The 20316-nt window shown below is 46.4% G+C and carries 23 protein-coding genes and 1 tRNA gene; 12 read left to right on the forward strand and 12 right to left on the reverse strand.

What is annotated here, in order from left to right:
- Window positions 1-3: 3 nt before the first annotated feature.
- The 9 genes from PY479_RS01445 to PY479_RS01485 all read right to left on the reverse strand — a co-directional run bounded on the left by PY479_RS01445 (window position 4) and on the right by PY479_RS01485 (window position 8771).
- Window positions 4-1221, reverse strand: a complete 1218-nt coding sequence (locus tag PY479_RS01445; RefSeq protein ID WP_275482630.1) for an ATP-grasp domain-containing protein — start codon at window positions 1219-1221, stop codon at window positions 4-6.
- Window positions 1222-2406 carry a methyltransferase domain-containing protein gene (locus tag PY479_RS01450; RefSeq protein WP_275482631.1) on the reverse strand — a complete coding sequence of 395 codons (1185 nt, stop codon included), beginning with the start codon at window positions 2404-2406 and terminating at the stop codon, window positions 1222-1224. It lies immediately after the preceding gene.
- 13 nt (window positions 2407-2419) lie between these two features.
- Complete coding sequence (locus tag PY479_RS01455; RefSeq protein ID WP_275482632.1) at window positions 2420-3154, reverse strand: SDR family oxidoreductase; 735 nt, start codon at window positions 3152-3154, stop codon at window positions 2420-2422.
- Window positions 3147-4892, reverse strand: coding sequence for a thiamine pyrophosphate-binding protein (locus tag PY479_RS01460; RefSeq protein WP_275482633.1), 1746 nt, complete (start codon window positions 4890-4892; stop codon window positions 3147-3149). Before PY479_RS01460 ends, PY479_RS01455 begins: the two co-directional genes overlap by 8 nt.
- Before the next feature lie 5 nt (window positions 4893-4897).
- A complete protein-coding gene (locus PY479_RS01465) occupies window positions 4898-5758 on the reverse strand; it encodes an N-acetylneuraminate synthase family protein (protein ID WP_275482634.1) in 861 nt (286 codons plus the stop codon).
- Window positions 5759-5830: 72 nt separating this feature from the next.
- On the reverse strand, window positions 5831-6076 hold the full coding sequence (locus PY479_RS01470; RefSeq protein ID WP_275482635.1) for a hypothetical protein: 246 nt from the start codon (window positions 6074-6076) through the stop codon (window positions 5831-5833).
- A 4-nt stretch (window positions 6077-6080) separates the two neighbouring features.
- Window positions 6081-7409 (reverse strand): 6-hydroxymethylpterin diphosphokinase MptE-like protein, encoded by a 1329-nt coding sequence (locus tag PY479_RS01475; protein WP_275482636.1) that lies wholly within the window; start codon window positions 7407-7409, stop codon window positions 6081-6083.
- Between the two features lie 46 nt (window positions 7410-7455).
- A tRNA-Arg gene (locus PY479_RS01480) sits at window positions 7456-7531 on the reverse strand.
- A 55-nt stretch (window positions 7532-7586) separates the two neighbouring features.
- Entirely contained in the window at window positions 7587-8771 is a 1185-nt protein-coding gene (locus PY479_RS01485) for a flagellar assembly protein FlgT (RefSeq protein WP_275482637.1), read from the reverse strand.
- Window positions 8772-8946: 175 nt separating this feature from the next.
- Between PY479_RS01485 and PY479_RS01490 the strand changes: the two genes are divergently transcribed.
- On the forward strand, window positions 8947-9561 hold the full coding sequence (locus tag PY479_RS01490; protein WP_275482638.1) for a FlgO family outer membrane protein: 615 nt from the start codon (window positions 8947-8949) through the stop codon (window positions 9559-9561).
- The gene (locus PY479_RS01495; RefSeq protein WP_212595838.1) at window positions 9558-10007 is read left to right on the forward strand and encodes an LPP20 family lipoprotein; all 450 of its coding nucleotides are present in this window, start codon (window positions 9558-9560) and stop codon (window positions 10005-10007) included. Before PY479_RS01490 ends, PY479_RS01495 begins: the two co-directional genes overlap by 4 nt.
- 97 nt (window positions 10008-10104) lie before the next feature.
- Here the strand turns inward: PY479_RS01495 and PY479_RS01500 are convergent, their stop codons facing one another.
- The 3 genes from PY479_RS01500 to flgA form a co-directional block, all read right to left on the reverse strand.
- Window positions 10105-10536, reverse strand: a complete 432-nt coding sequence (locus tag PY479_RS01500; protein ID WP_212595839.1) for a flagellar protein FlgN — start codon at window positions 10534-10536, stop codon at window positions 10105-10107.
- On the reverse strand, window positions 10536-10850 hold the full coding sequence (gene flgM / locus PY479_RS01505; protein ID WP_212595840.1) for a flagellar biosynthesis anti-sigma factor FlgM: 315 nt from the start codon (window positions 10848-10850) through the stop codon (window positions 10536-10538). Before flgM ends, PY479_RS01500 begins: the two co-directional genes overlap by 1 nt.
- Window positions 10851-10926: 76 nt before the next feature.
- Entirely contained in the window at window positions 10927-11679 is a 753-nt protein-coding gene (gene flgA / locus PY479_RS01510) for a flagellar basal body P-ring formation chaperone FlgA (protein ID WP_275482639.1), read from the reverse strand.
- A 145-nt stretch (window positions 11680-11824) separates the two neighbouring features.
- Here flgA and PY479_RS01515 point away from each other — a divergent pair, with 145 nt between their 5' ends.
- The 10 genes from PY479_RS01515 to PY479_RS01560 all read left to right on the forward strand — a co-directional run bounded on the left by PY479_RS01515 (window position 11825) and on the right by PY479_RS01560 (window position 20307).
- On the forward strand, window positions 11825-12748 hold the full coding sequence (locus PY479_RS01515; protein ID WP_212595841.1) for a chemotaxis protein CheV: 924 nt from the start codon (window positions 11825-11827) through the stop codon (window positions 12746-12748).
- A gap of 129 nt (window positions 12749-12877) precedes the next feature.
- Window positions 12878-13717: a protein-glutamate O-methyltransferase CheR gene (locus PY479_RS01520; protein WP_275482701.1), complete on the forward strand. Its 840-nt coding sequence runs from the start codon at window positions 12878-12880 to the stop codon at window positions 13715-13717.
- Window positions 13718-13876: 159 nt separating this feature from the next.
- Entirely contained in the window at window positions 13877-14275 is a 399-nt protein-coding gene (gene flgB / locus PY479_RS01525) for a flagellar basal body rod protein FlgB (RefSeq protein WP_275482640.1), read from the forward strand.
- Between the two features lie 2 nt (window positions 14276-14277).
- Window positions 14278-14700 carry a flagellar basal body rod protein FlgC gene (gene flgC / locus PY479_RS01530; RefSeq protein WP_212595843.1) on the forward strand — a complete coding sequence of 141 codons (423 nt, stop codon included), beginning with the start codon at window positions 14278-14280 and terminating at the stop codon, window positions 14698-14700.
- 22 nt (window positions 14701-14722) lie between these two features.
- Window positions 14723-15388, forward strand: a complete 666-nt coding sequence (locus PY479_RS01535; protein WP_275482702.1) for a flagellar hook assembly protein FlgD — start codon at window positions 14723-14725, stop codon at window positions 15386-15388.
- A 51-nt stretch (window positions 15389-15439) separates the two neighbouring features.
- On the forward strand, window positions 15440-16801 hold the full coding sequence (gene flgE / locus PY479_RS01540; RefSeq protein WP_275482641.1) for a flagellar hook protein FlgE: 1362 nt from the start codon (window positions 15440-15442) through the stop codon (window positions 16799-16801).
- 174 nt (window positions 16802-16975) lie between these two features.
- Window positions 16976-17719, forward strand: coding sequence for a flagellar basal-body rod protein FlgF (gene flgF / locus PY479_RS01545; protein ID WP_275482642.1), 744 nt, complete (start codon window positions 16976-16978; stop codon window positions 17717-17719).
- A gap of 11 nt (window positions 17720-17730) precedes the next feature.
- The gene (flgG, locus tag PY479_RS01550) at window positions 17731-18519 is read left to right on the forward strand and encodes a flagellar basal-body rod protein FlgG (protein ID WP_275482643.1); all 789 of its coding nucleotides are present in this window, start codon (window positions 17731-17733) and stop codon (window positions 18517-18519) included.
- A 12-nt stretch (window positions 18520-18531) separates the two neighbouring features.
- Window positions 18532-19206 (forward strand): flagellar basal body L-ring protein FlgH, encoded by a 675-nt coding sequence (flgH, locus tag PY479_RS01555; RefSeq protein WP_212595848.1) that lies wholly within the window; start codon window positions 18532-18534, stop codon window positions 19204-19206.
- 12 nt (window positions 19207-19218) lie between these two features.
- The gene (locus PY479_RS01560) at window positions 19219-20307 is read left to right on the forward strand and encodes a flagellar basal body P-ring protein FlgI (RefSeq protein WP_275482644.1); all 1089 of its coding nucleotides are present in this window, start codon (window positions 19219-19221) and stop codon (window positions 20305-20307) included.
- The last annotated feature ends 9 nt before the right edge of the window (window positions 20308-20316 follow it).

The raw sequence follows: 20316 nt of genomic DNA on the forward strand, positions 1-20316 counted from the left end.
TAGTTATGGCTCGTAGCAGATTTTTAATTGTGCTAGCGATGTGTTGGCAACGGCTATCGCATCCTCTTTTGTCGCGGCACAACTGATGACAAAACCAGCACGTTGAGTATGGTTTACTAGCGGTTTGATGATATCGCCAGGTTGAATAAACAGTGATAACAGTTCGACGCCGGCTAAAGCCTTTGCTTTATCCAGATGTTCAATTGCGCTGATTTTCCCAGGAGGAAGATCCAGATAGCGAATGGCTACCCCTTTTTCATATTGAGCGCTGACCTCTTGTTTGGATAAACGTTCTCCTAGTGCTAGCTTAATTGCTTTTTCAATGAAGTTAACACCTGTTGCCAATGGAATTTGCGTAGTTGAAAAGTAACCCCCTGATAAACGTCCCGCAATTTCAATGACTTTGGCCTGTCCATTAGAAAATACCATGTCACCTTTTGCTACGCCGGTTGCAATGCCTAACGCTTTGGCCGCGTGCTCGACTGTCGCAATAACTTGTTGTTTCACTTCTATAGTCTGCGAAGTAGGGCTATCGCCGCCATTTTCAATCATGAACGGTTTGGTTTTTTCTAGCCACTCATAGTTTCGGTCGGCAAAACCCAGCGTAAAGTAGTTGCCACAATCTGCTAATGTTTCAGTGCTGAATTGTGGGCCAGGTAAATATTCCTCCATCATCACCCGCCCAGAGGGGGATTCTCTGGCGGCTAGTTCCCAGGCCTGTGGTAATTGTTCAATACTATCGATGTACTGCACACCGCGGGCACCACGGCTGTCTACTGGTTTGATAACCAGTGGTAACCCAATAAGGCTGGCACATTTTTCAATGTCAGCTTTTTCGGGTACGGCACAATAGGCCGGAATAGGAATATTCATCGCTTTCAGACGATCTTTCATCGCCAATTTATCCGCCACCCAATGTGCAGATTCTAAGCTTAAACCTGGCAGCTGTAGTGCCTTAGCCACAATGGCAACACTCATGGGGACATCGGCGCACATGGCTATTACACCATCAATAGTTATGCCTGTAGCTTTCAACGTCATTGCTTGGTCGACGATAGCCTCGCCATCATAGGTGCTGGCAACAATGATGTGATTCGCCCAAATAAATCCAGGCGCAGATGGATTGCCATCAGCAATAATCAGTCCTAAGCCCATACTTTTGGCGATTTTGATGCCTTCACAGGCTTCAATGCCAGCCCCAATAATCAGTATGTTTTTCATTTAATGGGCCTTGGTATCATCAACATTATGCAGGCGTAATGTGTTGACTTGCTTATCTCTTAGCCATTGCAGGGCATCAAATATCTCTTTTTCTGAGGCGTATGAAGATATTAATACTGCATCACCCTGCTGCCATTCAACGGCATCAGGTGGTACGCAATGCCAATTGCCTTGCTTTAATCCCCACTTTAATTCCGAGGTATCTGTTAAACCAGTAATAATAACTTTTTCTAGAAGATTGGTGTTTGCCACAAGTTGACTTGTGTGAATTCCAGCGCCCCAAAGATAAACACGTTTAGCTTGTTGTAACTGAGGTAAAATAACATCTAGTCTTTGCTGCCAATATTCAACTTCTTGGCGGCGGTACGCTTGAACTCTATTCCTGTTTTTAGAGTACTGGTTAACAAAATCATCGGTGTGATATTGTGGTTTTGTGCTGGCTAAAACACCAATGATTGGTGAAAGATTACTCCTATAATGTTCGATAACAGAAATTGGATAATAATCTGAATTCAAAAGACTCTTTAGTAAGTTTTCTCTCGTATAGTAGTTGATGTGTTCAAAAGCGAAAAAACCAGGGAAAAGACTCTTTGGCGGTGCCAATAATGGAACTTCTACATAGATAAAGCCTTCCGCCAAGGAATCTTGAATTTTTCGACATTTATTTAAAGTTTGCTGCGGTTCGTAGAGGTGTTCGAGTACATGGGTCAGAATAATTAATTCAAAAGCTTCAGTTGTTTTGAAGTTTTCAGCTGTGTCATTAATGCATTCTACATTGTACAGTTTTTTAGCTAACGCCACGGATGCTTTACCGGGTTCAACCCCCAAAACCCGATCGATACCCGCACTTTTAAATCTTGAAAGTGTATAGCCATCTGAACTGCCAATTTGTAGGGCTGATGAAGGTAAATTACCGATCCCTCTTTTTATAAACTGGATCTGCTCATCTAAATCTCTGATTTTTGCTTCAGACGGTTTCTCTTTTCGTCCTGGGTTAGTATAAACGGCCATAGAGCTGTAAAAACGCATCATGTCGTCAAAAGTCACTGTTGGGCTTTGGCATACGGAACCACAGTGTGGACATATTGAAAAACCAATATTAGTTGGTGCCAATCCCGGTAATACCCAATTAGCATCATAAAGTAGTTCTGTTTGGTTTTCACATAAAAAGCAGTTTCTAATCATTAGGTTACCCTTGTTAGCCTAAATACATCCCACCGTTAGCATTGAGCGTCTGACCGCTGAGATAACCACAATTATCACCGGCAAGAAATAGCGCCAGTGCAGCAATCTCATTACTGCTGCCCAAACGTTGCATCGGAATCGAAGCCACTTTGCGTTTACCCGCTTCAGAGTTAAGTTCTCGAGCGGTCATTTCTGTTGCGACTAAGCCAATGGCTATGGTGTTGCAGTAAATGCCATCTTTAGAATAAATTTTGGCAATAGATTGGCTGAGGTTAATAAGCCCCGCTTTCGCCGCAGCATAATGTACCTGATTAAATCCTCCCCACTGACCGCCAACAGAGCTGATATTGATGATGCGCCCCCATTGCTGTTGCTGCATGTGGGCAATACAGCCTTGAGCCAGTAAAAATGGACCTCGTAAATTCGTCTCCATCATGATGGAAAAATCATCGGCGGAAATTTCATCAAACGGCTTTTCTTGGGCAATAGCACCGTTGTTGATGAGAATGTCGGGGAGTTGTCCGAAGTGCTTTTTTATGCTTACCAGACACTCAGTAATGCTTTGTGGCTGGGCTTGATCCAATGCGAAACAGGCAATATCACCACTCAGTTTCTGTTGTAACGCTTGAGCCTGTAATTGGTTATGACAATAACTGAAAGCAACCCGAAATCCAGCATTGGCAAAAGCATCAACCAGCGTTGCCCCTATACCGCGGTTGCCCCCGGTTATCATCACCAATTTAGTCATCGTTTAAATCCCGAGGTTCGCCTTGCATATCGTAAAATGGCCACATTTTATCAATGGCTTGCCCACCAAGGAGCATCGGCAGAACATCGTGGCGTTCATCCAGTTCTAGATGTAGCAGCATGGGCCCTTTATGAGAGGCAAATTGCTCGGCAATGCCATCAAAGTCAGCAGCGGAATCACAATGCAGTGCGTCGATACCATATCCCTTAGCGATGGTTACAAAATCGGGTGATTGTTTGTGACCACAGGCGGTATCGGTATCCCAATTCATCAATTGAAATTGAGATACTAGCGCTAAGCGGTGGTTGTCCATCACCACAATCTTCAGATCCAAATCAAGTTCGCGGATCATAGCCAGTTCTTGGATATTCATTTGGAATGAGCCATCGCCAACGAAACATAACACGCTGTAATCTGGTGCATGAATGGCTGCGCCAACTGCGGTTGGCAAGTCAAATCCCATAGCCCCATGTCCCGCCGAGGTAAGCAAACGGCGGTTGGGCAGGGCAAAGCGGAAGTGGCGAGCAGCCCAATGCTGGTGAGCGCCAACACCGGTAGTTACTATGGTTTTTTCTGGAAATAAATTACTGAGACGCTCTACTACTGTATCGGGCCGTAGCCCATATGATCGAGGATAAGGCCACGGATATTGCTCACGCCATGAGGTTATTTGTTGAAACCAAGGCGCAAGGCTTGTTACTGTAACTGAGGGGAGTTGCGTTTGCCATAATGCTAAAAAGTCATCCAGATTAGCCACTAATGTTTCATCGTGACGAATTTTGCTGCAACTGAGTTCCCCTTCATCAAAATCCACACGAAATATTTTGGCTTTTGAACCAAAAGTGTCACGTAATGTGCCTGTCTGACGAATATCCAGCCGACTGCCGAGCACCAAAATTAAATCGGCTTCGGCAATCGCTTTGCCACTGATTTGGCTACCTGTATGGCCGTGATATCCTAAGGTGCCGTTGTCGGCAGAGTCTGCAACACCTACCCCCAATAAACTGTGACTTACTGGCGCTGGCCACTGTTGGCGAATATTTGCTAGTTGTTGGGCCCTAAGAGTAGTGGACATGCCATTACCACAGATAATCAACGGCCTAGACGCTGTATTGATAGCATCATTCAATGTCGCTATAAACTGCTGGCAAGCGATTTTGTCAAATTGCCGTGTTGTTGGTGGCAACGGCTTAATCGCTTGGGTAAAAGGGGCCCGTTGAACGCTCATTGGTAAGTCAATAGACACTGGCCCTGGCCGACCTTCCACTGCTATAAGCCACGCTTTCGGTAAGATGTCCGCTAATTCCTCAACAGTATGCGGTTGAAATTGTGCTTTAGTAACTGGCACCATCAAGGCTGGCGTGTCAACTTCCTGAAAGCCGTTTTGGCGCACCGGCTTATCACTCCGCAGATCACTTACACCAACTTGTCCGGTAAATACCAGCATGGGCACACTGTCAAAATATGCGTCACTCACGGGGGTTATTACGTTGGTCACCCCTGGGCCTGAGGTGACGGCCACTATTCCGGGTAACCCACTGATTTTAGCTTGAGCAAATGCCGCATAACCGGCACCTTGTTCATTTCTCGAGGTATACACCTTGATGCTGAAGCGACTACAAGCATCCAGCAGCGGGGCAATTGTGCCTCCCGGATAATTATGCAAGCTGGTGTGTCCTTGTTGTGCCAAAAATGCTATGACAGCATCGGCCGCAACGTTGATAGTATGCTGTGTCATTGAGGTTATTCTCCAAAACTACTTCTGATGGATCTCATCGGCCGTAAACCATCGCTAGGATCGGCGCGCCAGTCACGATCATCGGCTTCGCTGGGCACAAATTGTTTATTACCTGAGCCGTCGATGATAGTGCTACGTTTAGCTGCGGCAATAACGGGTGCCATCTGTTGTGGCAACCAACAGTGTCCGGCTGCATATTCTGCTCCGGTTTTATCTAAGTCGATATGGAATTCAATGCAATCTGCTTGCCAGTGATGTATTGCTCGGTTAATGACTGCGCTCGAGACCGAATGATCTGACCAACCGACCTTAACGTTGTAACGTTCGCGGAACGTTCCCAGTACTGCCAAGTTGCACTCGTTCTCTGGTGTTGGATAAGCTGACACGCAATGCAGTAGCGTAATATCGTTACATCCTGCATTTTTCAGTACCATAACGGCGTGGTCTATCTCATCAATCGTGGCCATGCCCGTAGAAATAACTACCGGTAATCCAGTTGCTGCACAGGTAATTAGCAGTTCATCCCATAACAGTTCGTATGAAGCGATTTTATAAAAGTCTACGTAAGGTTTTAGCTCGGCAACTGCTTGCAGATAAAATGGCGTGCAAGAAAATTGGATTTGGTACTGATCACAGGCTTGTTTCAGCTCCGGTAGAAAGGAAACCGGTAGTTCCCACTCTTTGCGTTTGCGGTGCATTTCACTTCTACTGAGAATTTCCGGAGCAAAAAGTTCATCGATTTTAAATAGCTGAAATTTCACCGAATCGCACCCGATATCGGCCGCCGCTTTGATAAATTCAATACAACGCGCCAAATCACGGTGGTGATTGCTGGAAACTTCGGCGATAAAATGGGGCTGACTCATGACGCTGATATCCTTAAAATTGCTACAGCCTTGTTATCGGCACAACGATACAATTCCTGATAGTTTGTTAGTTTACACCTTTGAAAATATTGGCATAACCTCATATTCAATGGTGTCTGCTAACCCCAGCCAGTCTCTGTTTTCCTGAGCATTTAATAGCATCGGCATCAATGGTATTAACTGCTTGGCTAACGGCGGTTTCTGTAATGCGAGCTGTAATTGGTCAATGCACTTACCGAACATTTCAGATGCTTTTACTTCTTGACCGATACGGAAAGTGTTGGCCGTTTCAATAAATAATTGGCAAATATCTGACATCAGATCAGAGCTCCTTGAATTGAGTGCCAAGAATATCGGCACCTGCGAGGCTGGAACGGTAAAACTTAACGTGACTCGCTTTCGCAATATAGTTTTCCAGGTTTCGCAGATAGGCGCATAAATTGAGTGATGTTGCCACTTTTTCACCAACACCGTTGATTACCCAGTGACCGCTTTCATTGACTGATTTTTGTAGATTAGTTGTCCAGGCTTTAGTCTGTTCATCGCTGGATGTAGCCGCAAAATCTTGCCAGAAAGCATGTGATTTATTATTGCAAAAACAAAAATCTGCACCACATAAGGTTATTTCCTTACATCCCAGTTTAACTGCAAGATCTACTGCTGGGTGCAGTACACTGCCATTGGTGTAAAGCCTGGTTTTTTCAGGGTATGTTTCTGCTTGTTTATCATAGAGATGACTATGGCCCAATGCGTTATATCGGGGGCCTTGCCATTGCTGGATAATTTCTGGTCTTAATCTCGGTTGGTAGACGAGGCTAATACCTGTCGTCTGTTGTAATGGCAGATGGTATTCCGATATAAGACTGTCGATAGCGACTACAATATCAGGTTTTATCCCGTGGTGTAGCAGTCCGTGTAGTGCGGTGTCTACCGTTACAATAACGGGGCGTTGTGAGCGAACGCTGATTTCAGCCAGTCTTTCATAATGTTCTTCTAAAGATGGCCCTGAAGCAATGACAATAGCTTTGTCTTGAGTAACGCGTGACTTTAACGCCATGACATCTGGATCTTGCTCGAAAGCTTCTTTATTGGCCTCAAAACGCTCGATGATGGCGGTGTCATCTGCTCTATGCCTGCGATTAGCATGTTCTCGGTTGAGCTCGTACTGTAACAGATCCCGCAGTCTAGCATTGTCATCTGACACCAATTCTAAATCCGGTGTTATAGCAATATAAGGCTTTTTTAGCTGCATCTGCGAAGGCTGTAAGTCCAGTTCTACGCCTGAATGCTGTAGCCATGGGGTATGGTCGGTGTAGCTTAAGACTAGGGCAAAAATTGCCGGATTAAGAATACAGATCGTCAGCTTGGTTAATCTGGCTTCATCCAACGCAATATACGGTACGTCTCCCATACCAAAACCGTACATAGTGGCCTGGGTTGCTGATGTTGGTAAAGTGCTGAGAAACAGCTGTGCTTCTGCTAATCGATTATGGCGGCTACTTAATTGAATGCCATTTACGCTGATAGTTTGATTGGCTCCACTAACCAACGCTGCGTCAATATTCTCAATCTGCTGGCGTTGAAGAATTTCCGCAGCCTCTGGCCAACGCTGCTTTATGATATTGAAGTTAGCTTGGAATAGTTCAGTCATTTATTAGCCTTTATTGGTACGTCTATTACATTGTGGCATTGCTGACTGGTCTCCCCACAGGGACTCGAACCCCGATCGGTCGCTTAGGAGGCGGCTGCTCTATCCTGTTGAGCTATGAGGAGACGGCAGTGATTATACTGTTTTTGGCCTCTATTAAAAGGGCTCAAATCTAACTGCTTAATTCTTCAGCGCAATATCGTTGACTTGGATGCTTCGTGCTGCGCTTTCTCCGTTGAGCATTGCTGTGGATGTGCTTTCAGATGTCTGCGCTATTTCAACATCAACAGTGGTGGCGACTGCAATTGCGCGGGTTTTACTGATCTGATCCATGATGTTATGTTGCAATACTATTTTAAATTTATCGCCTTTTTTTACGCCATTTTTTCTTCCGATATTAAGCACTACCTGGCTGTCATTTAGAGCAATAATCTGAGCCAGTAACGGACGGCAGCTGAGTGTTTCATCAATATCTCTAACGGCTTCTGTAATTATTTGCTCGGCAGACTCACCATATTCCGACTGCCAAAATTCACTGGAAGTAGGATTGACCATAGCGGTTTTAGCAAACTCCCATTCGCTCGGTTGACTATATTCGTGTTGCCAGACAATTTCGCCACTAATGCCATGATATAAAGTTAACTTCAGTTGAAATTGTCTGATAGGTGCATGTTGCCACAATCCAAGAATGGCAGAAGTGGGTTCTGCAACTGAGATGTCGGTGAGTTCAGGTATCAACAGGTATTGGCTATTGGTCATTTCACTGATCAATGTTGGTGCTCTAAATCCGCCATCTGAATTCGTTAATGCTGGAATATTAACCTCTTGATTTATAAGCGATACTGGAACGCTCAACGCTGAATTTTGTTGCAATGCGTTGACTAAGTGTTCTGAAACAACCGTTGGTAACTGTTCAAGACGACCATAGCGTAATTGGCTGCGATCACGAATAGTGGCACGTGGGATCAAAATTGCGGCTTTCAGCCCATCATTACTACATTTTTCTTGATCTTGATGTAGCAGATCGATTTTGACGGTAACTGTTAGCCGATTACCTTGTTTTTGCTCATTTAATAATTGAATCGATGAGATATTGTTTGCTGCTGATAGCGTTAGAGCCTGGTCAGTCAGTTGACCATTATTTGTTGTCTGGCTTGCCTGAAACTTACCACCGTTTTGTAAAAGGGCCATTCTGACGGCGTTTTTCACCGCAACTTCTCGCGCATTGTCGCTATCACCATTGATAATCTTTGCTTCACCTGTTGCTTCTACCCAGTATGCCTGGCAAGGCAGGCTAAGGCTGAGTAATGTCAGTAAGCAAACGAGAGATTTCATGGTGATTTTCCTGTAGCAACCAATGGCCAAATATCTGTCGAAACGTCAGATATACGGAGTAATTATTCAAAATTTATGCCAGTGAATTGGTCTGGTGCTAAGTAAAAGCGCTTAAGTGTTGTGGTCAATTGCCGATAACTGAAAGACAAGAAATAAATTGAGCTCCGTTTCATAGCCGTTCGGAGCGTTAGCTGATGGACTAGATATGAAAAAAGCAATGGTTTTGATGGCGCTAATGCTGGTGGGCTGCAAATCCCCCCAGCCCGTTGAGCCCGTGGCTGCTCCCGTCGCAACGACTAAGGCTGGGATCATTGACGTGACCCAGAAGCTCGCCAAGGATCTGGTGCGTTATAGTGACGTGCTGGATCTGAATCAACCATTGTTAGTCGCAACGCCTGTCATGGTAGAAGATATGCAGAGCACAGATAATCTGGCGGCGCAGTTACAACAGGGATTAATGGCGGGCATGCAGCAGGTGGGGTTTCACCTAGTCGATTTAAATGTGGCTGATTCGGTCAGAGTAACGCCGCAAGGGGACTTTCTGTTGAGCCGCGATTGGCAAAAAGTGCCGAGCAATATTGCGGTTGATCAAGTATTAGTCTCCACTGTTAGCTTGGCCCGTAACGGCATTGTGATTAACAGTCGCATCGTGACCTTGACAGGCAATAAAGTCATCTCTACTGCACAACTGTATGTACCGCAGCAGGCGCTGCCAGACTATTTGTTGCCTTCTCAGTTGGTCGTTTCTAAAGCAAGTTTACTGTACCGCAATAGTGCTACTGGTGAAGCGAAGGTACATCCGGTTGGAGAATCAAAATGAGATTATGGTTTTCGTTAGTCATCCTGATACTGATTTCCGGTTGTACGAGTCGTGATCGCTATGTGCAGTGGGAAACCGTGCCACCACCAACCTTTCCCAAATTAACTGCCGTTGGGTACGCGCCATTAGCGTCACAACCTTCAAAAAATCCATCTGAACGGGTATTGATGGCAATGCAGGCATCGAAAATTGACGCCTATCGAGAGCTTGCTGAACAAGTTTATGGTCAGCAGTTGACATCACAAAGTAAGGTCGGTGATTGGATGTTGAAGTCAGATGAGGTAAAGGTTTCCGTGAGCGGCGTTATTCGCGGCGCCAAAGTTGTTCGTAGTTATCCTGCCGGAGATCATTACGTTACCGAATTAGAACTGGATTTTTCCAATGTGTGGCAATTGTATCAGCAGCAAAATCGTCCACAGCGAGTTAAGCAGATCACTTATTTCTAAATTTACTCGTACCCAATGAATTTGGCGGCAAGGCGGCAGTCTTTTGCCGCTTTAATTTTGTGTCATAGTGGATGATTTTACTTGGGTAAAACTGAGGTTATGCTTCTAGATCGTTACCCAGAGTAGAAATAGTGGAAGTTTTACCTTTACCATCGTAAGTGAGGCTATGAGCATTACGGCTCATTTGTAAGGCTTGCGCTAAACGATTGGTGCTTGCTGAGCAAAGCTCAATCAATTTACCGTTTGCTTGATTTTTTTGCTGGCATTCAGCTAGCAGCGCTTTGATTTGACTAACTTGTTGTGACAGCGGTGTCTGTTTTAACTGTTCTTTCAGCGGGTGCTCTGCCAGCGTTTTATCCAGCTTAGCCACTTGTTCTAACGTTTGCTGCTTATCGGCTGCCAATTGCAGTAGACCGTCGGCATCACGTTCAATCAATGCCTTAGTTTCTGCCTCAATCAACGACAAAAGGCGACCAAGCGTCGCCGCCTGTCGCTGTAAGGTGATTTCCAGATCATGTACTTGAGTCATCAAGAATCCTGATCAAGATCGACCATGTTGCTTTCAAACTGAGCGATGTTATTCGCGAGTTTTTCCGGATCCACTTTATAGCGTCCTTCAGAAATTGCCTGCTTTATTTCAGCGACTTTTTTCATATCCACATCAGGCATAGACGCAATTTTACTTTGCATCCCTTGTAATTGCTGAGCCTGGGCAGAAACAACGACGGAATCGTCATTGTTAGCAACGCTGCTAGTCTCGGTATCTTGTTCAGCTTTACCACTGCTTCGGGTAACTGAATTAGTATTCACCCGAGGTTGATTTTGCAGTTGTTTAATGTCCATAGCCTTTTGGCTCCAACACTTTCAAATAAACTCTAGTTCTATTATCGGCACACAACAGTCTAGCTTGAGACTTTTTTTACATATTTACCCGCACTTCACCTACATGGGTGACTACGGCTTCTATCATCTTGTTAGATTGAGCGTTTTTTACCCGTATCTGTTCACCAAGGTTACCATCTTCTTCGGCTACGCCAACCGTTTTTATTTGGAATTGTGCCGTTTTAGCAATGATAGACACTGAATCGCCCTTACAGACAAAGCAAATATTACTCACAAAAATGGGGTAATCTTTGCTGACTCGCCGTTTGAGTCGGGTCCCAATTAGTTGGTCAACGTTGCTGAATTGCTCACCGTTAACACTGTATTGGTCAATGTACCGTACTTCCAATTGCGCTGCGCTTAATAGCTCTCCGGGCGCCAATGTCTCTTTGGCAACCACTACAGGATAACTGATGTCGACTCTTACGGAGAGGTATATTTGCCAGGGATAATCTAAATCAGGGCTATCACAGCTAATTTTTACCGTATTGTTGCGACTTATCTCTCTGTCCGAAGCGAGTTCTGCTCTAACTGGCGATGCGCAACGGGGAATGAGTATGCGGCTATCGATAGTCTGTGGCGTGATCGTGACGTTGGCAGACGCCGGTGCCTCCAGCTTTTTTGCAACTGTTTCTTTAGCCAATGCCTGAATGGCCGATATATCAGGAACAACCGCTGGTTGTGCTAACGTTTTGCTGGAGAACGCCAAAATCGCTAAAAAAATGTATGCTAAATTTAGTTTCATCATATACAAAGTGGTGTAGTTAACCGATTTACACGTATACTTCATCCGTTCCAAACGCCTTAATTGGCAACGAGTTTGATGGCGTCAGAACTTTGACTGAAACACCAGATGGAACGATCACAGCAAGTTACATGCCTTTCCGTAAATAGTGGTAAGGTGAGTTTATTTCGTCGAACAACAAGGCAGGCTTATGTCAGGTATTCTTGAATCAGTCAACAAAAGAACCCAATTGGTAGGGCAGAACCGCCTTGAATTACTGTTATTCAAACTAAATGGTCGCCAACGGTTTGGCATCAACGTGTTTAAGGTTAAGGAGGTTTTACAGTGTCCTCCGTTAACGATGCTGCCTAAGTTGAATCCTTATGTGAAAGGCGTGGCGCACATTCGCGGAACAACTATTTCGGTCATTGATTTAGGGGCCGCTACCGGTGGCCGGCCGATAGAAGATCTCAAAAACTGTTTTATCATCATCTCCGAATATAACCGCAGTGTTCAGGGCTTTTTGGTGCAATCAGTTGAACGTATTATCAATATGAACTGGTCCGCCATTATGCCGCCCCCACAGGGTGCTGGACGGTATTCCTATCTCACCGCGGTGACTGAAATTGATGGTGAGTTAGTGGAGATATTGGACGTCGAAAAAATTCTGGACGAGATTTCACCTGCTAAAACTGAAATCAGTGAAGAAGTTGATAAAGCGATCAATATCGACCGTGAGCAGAATTTCCATATTATGGTCGTGGATGACTCCGCGGTGGCACGCAAACAAATTGTCAGAGCCTTGTCATCACTGAACTTGCAGATCGACACTGCGAAAGATGGCAAAGAAGCACTTGATCGGCTGAAACTAATCGCCAGTGAAATGGATAATGTCGCCAAGGAAATTCCGTTAATCATTTCCGATATTGAGATGCCAGAAATGGATGGTTATACCTTGACGGCCGAGATTAGAGATGATCCAAAACTTAAGAATATCAAGGTAGTACTACATACATCATTGAGTGGCGTATTCAATCACGCAATGGTACAAAAAGTGGGTGCCAACGACTTTATTGCTAAATTCAATCCAGACGAATTGGCAGCGGCAGTTGATAAACATCTAACTTTGTCATGATTTACTAACCGTGCCGATGATATAAAGAGTGTTGATAGTGACTTGTGTTGTCTGTGATGCTGCGGTATAACGCGGCGTCTTACCGGTATTAGCTGTCGCTCAGTACCAACAAGTTTTATAAAATGGGATATCAAGGTGCCAGATAAATCTCTTGCAGAAACCGAGTACAATCAGTTCCGGCTGTTCTTGGAACAACACAGTGGTATTGTGCTGGGTGAAAATAAGCAATATCTGGTGCGCAGTAGACTCGCGCCGTTGATGGGCAAATATGGGCTGCCGTCATTATCCGAAGTGGTGAAGCAGTCCATGCGTCCCACTGAGAGACAGTTACGGGCTGAAGTCATTGATGCCATGACTACCAACGAAACCCTCTGGTTCCGTGACCGTTATCCATTTGAATTGTTGCCAAACAATATCTTACCGCAGTTTGCCAAACTCGGAAGGCCCCTCAAAATTTGGTCGGCGGCCTGTTCTTCTGGACAGGAGCCTTATTCCTTGGCAATGACCATTCTTGAATATCAGCAACGTCGTCCGGGTGGATTACCTGGAAGTGCTTCAATCCTGGCAACGGATTTATCACCTTCAATGCTGGAGCGTTGTAAGAACGCGGAATATGACAGCTTGGCATTGGGGAGAGGCCTATCTGACGAGCGTAAACGTCAGTTTTTTGATGCTTTACCAAGTGGCAATATGCGAGTGAAAGACAATGTCAGGCGTTTAGTCAGCTTCAGAGCGCATAATCTACTGGAAAGCTATACCTTGCTCGGTAAGTTCGACATTATCTTTTGCCGAAATGTTTTGATCTATTTTGCTCCTGAAGCCAAGGCAAAAATCCTGCGGCAATTTGCTGCCGCCCTGAACCCCAAAGGCATCCTGTTTTTGGGTGCGTCAGAGTCTATTGCGGGTTTATCTGATGAGTTTGATATGATTCGCTGCAATCCAGGGATCTATTACCAACGCAAAATCTGATATTAATTTATTGATTTTAAACAATATAAAAATGCCAGCTAAAAAGCTGGCATTTTTATTGCTGCTGTTTCACTCGTTGGGTTTTATCAGACACATATAGCCTGCTATATGGCACATAGTTTGCTTGCACATAAAAACTATCCATTGAGAGGCGGTTTTATGGCGATCAGTTTTGATAAGGCTCTGGGCGTTCATCAATACACCCTAGGGATCCGTGCACAGCGTGCGGAAGTGCTGTCCAGTAATATCGCCAATGCCGATACTCCCAACTATAAAGCCAGAGATGTGGATTTTAATGCGGCATTGCAGGGTGCCATGGGAAAACAGCAAGGCATGCAAATGGCGGCTACTTCCGAAAAGCATTTTGATATGAAGTCATTGGTCCAGGAAAACGTCAGGTTCCGCGTGCCAGATCAACCTGACACCGGTGATGGAAATACCGTAGACATGCAGGAAGAACAACAGGCGTTTATGCAAAATGCGTTGGAATATCAAATGTCTCTCGGGTTTCTTGATGGTAAGTTTTCCGGCATGAAAAAGGCGATAAGAGGAGACTGATCATGGGGCTATTCAATATTTTTAATATTGCCGGTTCTGGCATGTCTGCCCAGTCTGTGCGGTTGAATACCACTGCCAGCAACATCGCCAACGCGGATTCGGTGTCCAGTAGTGTGGATACCACCTATAAAGCCCGGCACCCAGTATTTGAAGCCGAGCTGGCGAAGGCGACCAATGGGCAGCAGCAACAAGATGGTTATTCGGTCAAGGTATCGGGGATTGTAGAGAGCGATAAGCCGCTGGTGAAGGAATATGCGCCTGATCACCCGTTAGCAGATGCCGATGGCTACATATATAAACCCAATGTCAACGTGGTAGAGGAGATGGCAGATATGATCTCTGCATCGCGCTCGTACCAGATGAATGTTCAGGTAGCTGATGCTACCAAGTCCATGCTGCAGCAAACGCTGCAGTTAGGTAAATGATAGGAGATAGGCCGTGAGTACTATCGGTTCGGTGACATCTTCAACAACTGATACTTCCAGTACCAGTTCAACCAGCAACAATCAGTCCTTAACACAGGCAGATTTCTTTTCGTTGCTGAGTACTCAGTTGTCAATGCAGGATCCTTCAAATCCCGTAGACAATGACCAGATGATTTCGCAGATGGCATCATTCTCTACAGTAGACGGGATCGGCAAGTTAAATGACGAGATCACCAGTCTCAATACTGTAATGACCTCTAGCCAGGCATTGCAGGCATCAGGTCTGGTCGGCCAAAAAGTGTTGGTGCCCTCTGGCACCGGTTATGTATCCACGGATGATCCTACACTAAAAGGGGTTATCAGCACTTCGACACCAATTAACAGTATTAAAGTGGCGGTGCAGGATGCTTCCGGTCAGGTAGTCAGAAACTTTACTGTTGATGGCAGTGCGGGTGGCAACGTCGATGTTGACTGGGATGGTCTGGATAACAGCGGCAATGCTGTGGCACCTGGTCAATATACGCTTACCGCCAATGGTGTGGTCGATGGCACGTCTGAGGATCTATACGTCAGCACCTATGGCCATGTCAGCAGTGTTTCGCTCAATTCCAGTACCGGGGCCGTACTCAACGTTAGAGGCGTTGGCGGTGTAGCACTGTCGGATGTGTTGGCGGTTTCTGAAGGTTAACGTATGCGCCGGGATTGACCGGACAGAAGTAAAAATTACAAGAGGTGGATTATGTCTTTTAACATCGCTCTTAGCGGGATCAATGCGGCGCAAAAAGATCTCAATACAACAGCAAATAACATTGCCAACGTGAACACTACTGGTTTTAAGGAATCACGGGCAGAATTTGCCGATGTTTATGCAAACTCGATTTTCTCCAACAGCAAGACAGCGGTTGGTGGCGGTGTCACTACCACCCAGGTCGCGCAACAGTTCCATCAGGGCAATTTGCAGTCTACCAATAACGCGCTGGATATGGCGATCAGTGGTAATGGCTTCTTCGTGACTTCGTCTTCTATTGATACCCAGGACTTCTCATTTACTCGTGCCGGGGCATTCAAGCGTGATGAAAATGGTTTCTTGGTGGATTCACAAGGTAACTACTTGCAATGTTTTCAGGTGGATTCCGATGGCAACTCGGCATCGGTCAGCTTGAGTACCACTAAACCAGTACAGATCCCTGATACCGCTGGTAGTCCGCAAGCCACTCAAAATGTATCCATGAGTATGAACCTGAATTCAAACTCCACTGCATTAGATCCGGCAGCGTTTGATCCAACGGATTCATCCACATTTAATAACTCAACCGCGGTAACTATCTATGACTCGTTGGGTGAGTCACACACATTGACTTCCTACTTCGTTAAACCTCAGGATGGTGCTTACACCGGTGAAAGTAACTGGGTGGTCTATTATGCCGTGGATGGCCAGCAGGTTAATCTGGACAGCGCTGCGGGTACTTATCAAATGGATACTACGGGTGATGGCAGTGCAGACAGCACAGGCACAGCCCAAACCACGGGTGGCTGGACTGGCGCCGTCCTGACTTTCGACGCCACCGGTGCTTATAAAGGTTCTAGCCCCGCCACGATCACGACTCAACAGCTAGGTATCTCTGGTGCTAATGTACTCAGTGCGGCGGCTGAAGGTTCTCAGCAGATTTCCATCGGATTCAATCAACCGACACAATACGCTGAGAGCTTTAGTACGACGGAGTTAACTCAAGACGGTATTACAGTGGGGCGTTTAACTAACGTCGAAGTGGGCAGTGATGGTCTGATCTCGGCGAAATACAGTAATGGTTCCACTGTCCCGTTAGCAAGAGTTGCATTGGCGCGTTTTTCCAATGAGCAGGGGCTGACTCAAGTCGGGAATACGTCTTGGAAAGCCAGTTTGGAGTCTGGTGAAGCGCTGGCGGGTGAAGCCAATAGCGGTGTGTTTGGTGGGATTAAATCTTCTTATCTGGAAAGCTCAAACGTCGACCTGACAACTGAGCTGGTAGATCTGATTTCTGCACAGCGTAATTTCCAGGCAAACTCTCGGACACTGGAAGTGAATAATACGCTGCAACAGACCGTATTACAGATCCGTTAAGTTCTCTCTCCGAGCGGTAACTGTATTGTCGTGAGCGGCAATACTTTGCCGCTCACCTTTTTGCGCTGCGCCAATAAACTGTTTTTCTTCTTTTTTACCTCGCAAAATCCCAATCTTTTAGTGGCATGAAGTTTGCTTTGTTCAGCATAAGCTCAATTTTTGACGGAGCAACGGGTGGACAAATTTCTCTACATTGCGATGACGGGTGCCAAGCAAAATATGGATGCTTTGGCGGTCAGGGCAAACAATTTAGCTAACGCAAATACTGATGGCTTCAAAGCCGATATGGAGCAAGCGCGGGCGATGCAAGCGTTTGGCGAGGGATTGCCAACCAGAGTATTCGCGATGACGGAATTGCCGTCTTCCGATTTTAAGTCTGGCCCTATTCAGACCACCGGTCGCAATCTTGATATCGCGGTGAAGGATCAAGGTTGGATAGCAGTACAGGCTGATGATGGTAGCGAAGCGTATACCCGGGCGGGCAGCCTGAATATTGACGTTAATGGCATGCTGCGCAATAGCAGCGGTCATTTGGTGATGGGGCAGAATGGTCCAATCAACATTCCTTTGCCGGTTCAAAAACTTGATATTGCAACTGATGGAACCATCTCGGTCACCCCACAGGGGGCAACGCCGGAAGTCAAAGAGAATGTCGGTAAAATCAAGTTGACGAATCCCGGAAATCAAAATTTGATGCGCGGCGAAGATGGTCTGTTCCGTACCTTAAGTGGTCAGCCTGCCGCCGCCGATCCGGCTGTGAGCGTGGTGAGTGGCGCGGTTGAAGGTAGTAATGTCAGCCCAGTAGAAGAGATGGTCAGTATGATCAGTTTGCAGCGCCAATTTGAACTGCAAGTAAAAATGATGAAAACGGCAGAGGAAAACGATAAGTCATCTGCCGCTTTGGTTCGCATTAGCTAGGAGTAACGATTATGCATCCCGCTTTATGGATCAGTAAGACTGGCCTTGATGCCCAGCAGACCGATATATCGGTGATTTCTAACAACATCGCTAATGCGAGCACCGTCGGCTACAAGAAAGGGCGGGCGGTGTTTGAAGATCTGTTGTACCAAACCGTGAATCAGGCAGGGGGCATCAGTGCCGCCAACACTAAGTTGCCTAACGGGCTGAATCTGGGCGCGGGTACCAAAGTGGTTGCCACCCAGAAGATCTTCTCCCAAGGCAATATGGAAACTACGGATAACTCGATGGATTTGATGATCCAGGGGCCGGGGTTCTTCGAAATCCAGATGCCTGATGGTACCACCGCATATACCCGTAACGGTCAGTTTTCTCTGGACGATACCGGACAGATGGTTACCTCCGGTGAAGGTTATGTATTGCAACCCGGCATTACCATCCCGGATAACGCCACCAGTATTACCGTCTCCGAAGAAGGTGAAGTATCCGTAAAAATTCCGGGAACGGCTGACAACCAGGTGGTAGGACAGTTGACCATGGCGGATTTTATCAATCCATCCGGTCTGCAACCTATCGGTCAGAACCTGTATCTGGAAACTGGCGCTAGTGGTACTCCCGTCGAAGGAACACCGTCTTTAGATGGCATGGGCAGTATCAAGCAAGGCTCACTGGAAACCTCCAACGTGAACGTTACGGAGGAGCTAGTGAATCTTATCGAAACTCAGCGCGTGTACGAGATGAACTCCAAGGTTATTTCAGCCGTAGACCAAATGCTGGGATACGTGAATCAGAACCTCTAGTAGGGTAAGGCTATGAAGCTGATACTAAAACTGTTGCCGTTGTTGCTGCTGGGAGCCTGTGCTGCCAACCAGCAAAAGCCAATCCCGGATGATCCTTATTACGCGCCTGTCTATCCAGATGATGGCAACAGCGGTTTAGTGCCAACCGGTTCCATATTTGAACATAATCGGGCCACACCTTTATTTTCTGATCTGAAAGCCCATCGGGTTGGGGACATCGTTACTATCCAATTAGTGGAGTCGACCCAAGCGAAAAAAAGCGCGGCTAATCAGATATCGAAAGGCTCTGATCTTACCGTCAATCCGCTGACAGCCGCTGGCAGTAACGTGACGATTAATGGTAAGTCGCTGGACTTGGGGTATAGCGACAGCATGGATACCAAACGTTCAGCGGGAACGGACCAAAGCAATAGTCTTTCAGGCGAAATCTCTGCCAATGTGATTCAGGTATTGGGCAACGGCAACCTAGTGGTTCGCGGCGAAAAATGGATCACCATCAACAACGGTGATGAGTTCATTCGTATCACCGGTATTGTTCGTCCACAAGACATTACTACCAGCAATACCGTGCAATCGCCCCGAGTGGCGAATGCCCGCATTCAATATAGCGGCACCGGTACCTTTGCCGATTCGCAAAAAGTTGGCTGGTTGAGCAAATTCTTTATGTCTGACTGGTGGCCTTTCTAAGGAGCAAAAATAATGAAAAACCAATGGTGGCTGCTACTTGGATTGCTGCTGTGCCTCCCGGTAAAGGCTGAACGCATTAAAGATATCGCTGATATTCAGGGCGTACGTGAAAACCAGTTGATTGGTTATGGTCTGGTCGTCGGTTTGCCTGGAACCGGCGAGAAGACGCGCTACACCGAACAGACCTTCAAAACCATGCTGAAAAACTTCGGTATCACGCTGGATGATACCATCAGACCAAAAATCAAAAACAGTGCGGTAGTGGCAGTTCATGCGGACATGCCAGCGTTTATCAAACCCGGACAAACGATTGATGTGACGGTATCCAGTATTGGTGAAGCTAAAAGCCTACGCGGTGGGAGTTTACTACAAACCTTTATGCGCGGGGTGGACGGTAATGTGTATGCGATTGCTCAAGGGAGCCTGGTAGTCAGCGGGTTCAGCGCCGATGGTATGGACGGTTCTAAGGTGGTGAACAACACCCCTACTGTTGGGCGTATTCCCAACGGTGCCATTGTCGAACGTGAAGTCGCTTCCCCCTTTGATGCCGGGGATTACTTGACCTTTAATTTGCGGCGGGCCGATTTTGATACCGCTAAGCGTACTGCCGATGCCATTAACAATCTGCTGGGCCCGGATGTGGCAAAACCACTGGATGCGGCGTCTATTCGGGTCAGTGCCCCACGAGATCCGGGGCAACGCGTATCATTTCTTGCCACGCTGGAAAATATTCAGGTACAGCCGGCTGATGAAGCCGCCAAGGTCATCGTCAATTCCCGGACGGGTACCATTGTCGTTGGCAAAGACGTCAGGTTGTTGCCTGCCGCGATTACCCATGGCGGTCTCACCGTCACCATCGCTGAAAATCCTCAGGTATCGCAGCCCAATGCGTTGGCTGCGGGTAACACAACGGTGACACCAAACAGCACTATCGGCGTGTCTCAGTCGAATCAGCGGATGTTCCTGTTTAACCCCGGCACCACTCTGGATGAATTAGTCCGGGCGGTGAATATGGTGGGCGCGGCACCTTCGGATGTGTTGGCCATCCTTGAAGCATTAAAGGTGGCCGGCGCTTTGCATGGTGAGCTTATTGTCATCTGATTTCTGACG

Origin of the sequence: Shewanella sp. A32 (assembly GCF_029167175.1) — a bacterium.
Classification (GTDB): domain Bacteria; phylum Pseudomonadota; class Gammaproteobacteria; order Enterobacterales; family Shewanellaceae; genus Shewanella; species Shewanella yunxiaonensis.

Excerpts from the sequence above, each read along its gene's own strand:
- PY479_RS01445 (WP_275482630.1), bottom strand. The coding sequence starts at position 1,221 with ATGAAAAACATACTGATTATTGGGGCTGGCATTGAAGCCTGTGAAGGC.
- PY479_RS01450 (WP_275482631.1), bottom strand. The coding sequence starts at position 2,406 with ATGATTAGAAACTGCTTTTTATGTGAAAACCAAACAGAACTACTTTAT.
- PY479_RS01455 (WP_275482632.1), bottom strand. The coding sequence starts at position 3,154 with ATGACTAAATTGGTGATGATAACCGGGGGCAACCGCGGTATAGGGGCA.
- PY479_RS01460 (WP_275482633.1), bottom strand. The coding sequence starts at position 4,892 with ATGACACAGCATACTATCAACGTTGCGGCCGATGCTGTCATAGCATTT.
- PY479_RS01465 (WP_275482634.1), bottom strand. The coding sequence starts at position 5,758 with ATGAGTCAGCCCCATTTTATCGCCGAAGTTTCCAGCAATCACCACCGT.
- PY479_RS01470 (WP_275482635.1), bottom strand. The coding sequence starts at position 6,076 with ATGTCAGATATTTGCCAATTATTTATTGAAACGGCCAACACTTTCCGT.
- PY479_RS01475 (WP_275482636.1), bottom strand. The coding sequence starts at position 7,409 with ATGACTGAACTATTCCAAGCTAACTTCAATATCATAAAGCAGCGTTGG.
- PY479_RS01490 (WP_275482638.1), top strand. The coding sequence starts at position 8,947 with ATGAAAAAAGCAATGGTTTTGATGGCGCTAATGCTGGTGGGCTGCAAA.
- PY479_RS01495 (WP_212595838.1), top strand. The coding sequence starts at position 9,558 with ATGAGATTATGGTTTTCGTTAGTCATCCTGATACTGATTTCCGGTTGT.
- PY479_RS01500 (WP_212595839.1), bottom strand. The coding sequence starts at position 10,536 with ATGACTCAAGTACATGATCTGGAAATCACCTTACAGCGACAGGCGGCG.
- flgM (WP_212595840.1), bottom strand. The coding sequence starts at position 10,850 with ATGGACATTAAACAACTGCAAAATCAACCTCGGGTGAATACTAATTCA.
- flgA (WP_275482639.1), bottom strand. The coding sequence starts at position 11,679 with ATGAAGTATACGTGTAAATCGGTTAACTACACCACTTTGTATATGATG.
- PY479_RS01515 (WP_212595841.1), top strand. The coding sequence starts at position 11,825 with ATGTCAGGTATTCTTGAATCAGTCAACAAAAGAACCCAATTGGTAGGG.
- flgB (WP_275482640.1), top strand. The coding sequence starts at position 13,877 with ATGGCGATCAGTTTTGATAAGGCTCTGGGCGTTCATCAATACACCCTA.
- flgC (WP_212595843.1), top strand. The coding sequence starts at position 14,278 with ATGGGGCTATTCAATATTTTTAATATTGCCGGTTCTGGCATGTCTGCC.
- flgE (WP_275482641.1), top strand. The coding sequence starts at position 15,440 with ATGTCTTTTAACATCGCTCTTAGCGGGATCAATGCGGCGCAAAAAGAT.
- flgG (WP_275482643.1), top strand. The coding sequence starts at position 17,731 with ATGCATCCCGCTTTATGGATCAGTAAGACTGGCCTTGATGCCCAGCAG.
- flgH (WP_212595848.1), top strand. The coding sequence starts at position 18,532 with ATGAAGCTGATACTAAAACTGTTGCCGTTGTTGCTGCTGGGAGCCTGT.
- PY479_RS01560 (WP_275482644.1), top strand. The coding sequence starts at position 19,219 with ATGAAAAACCAATGGTGGCTGCTACTTGGATTGCTGCTGTGCCTCCCG.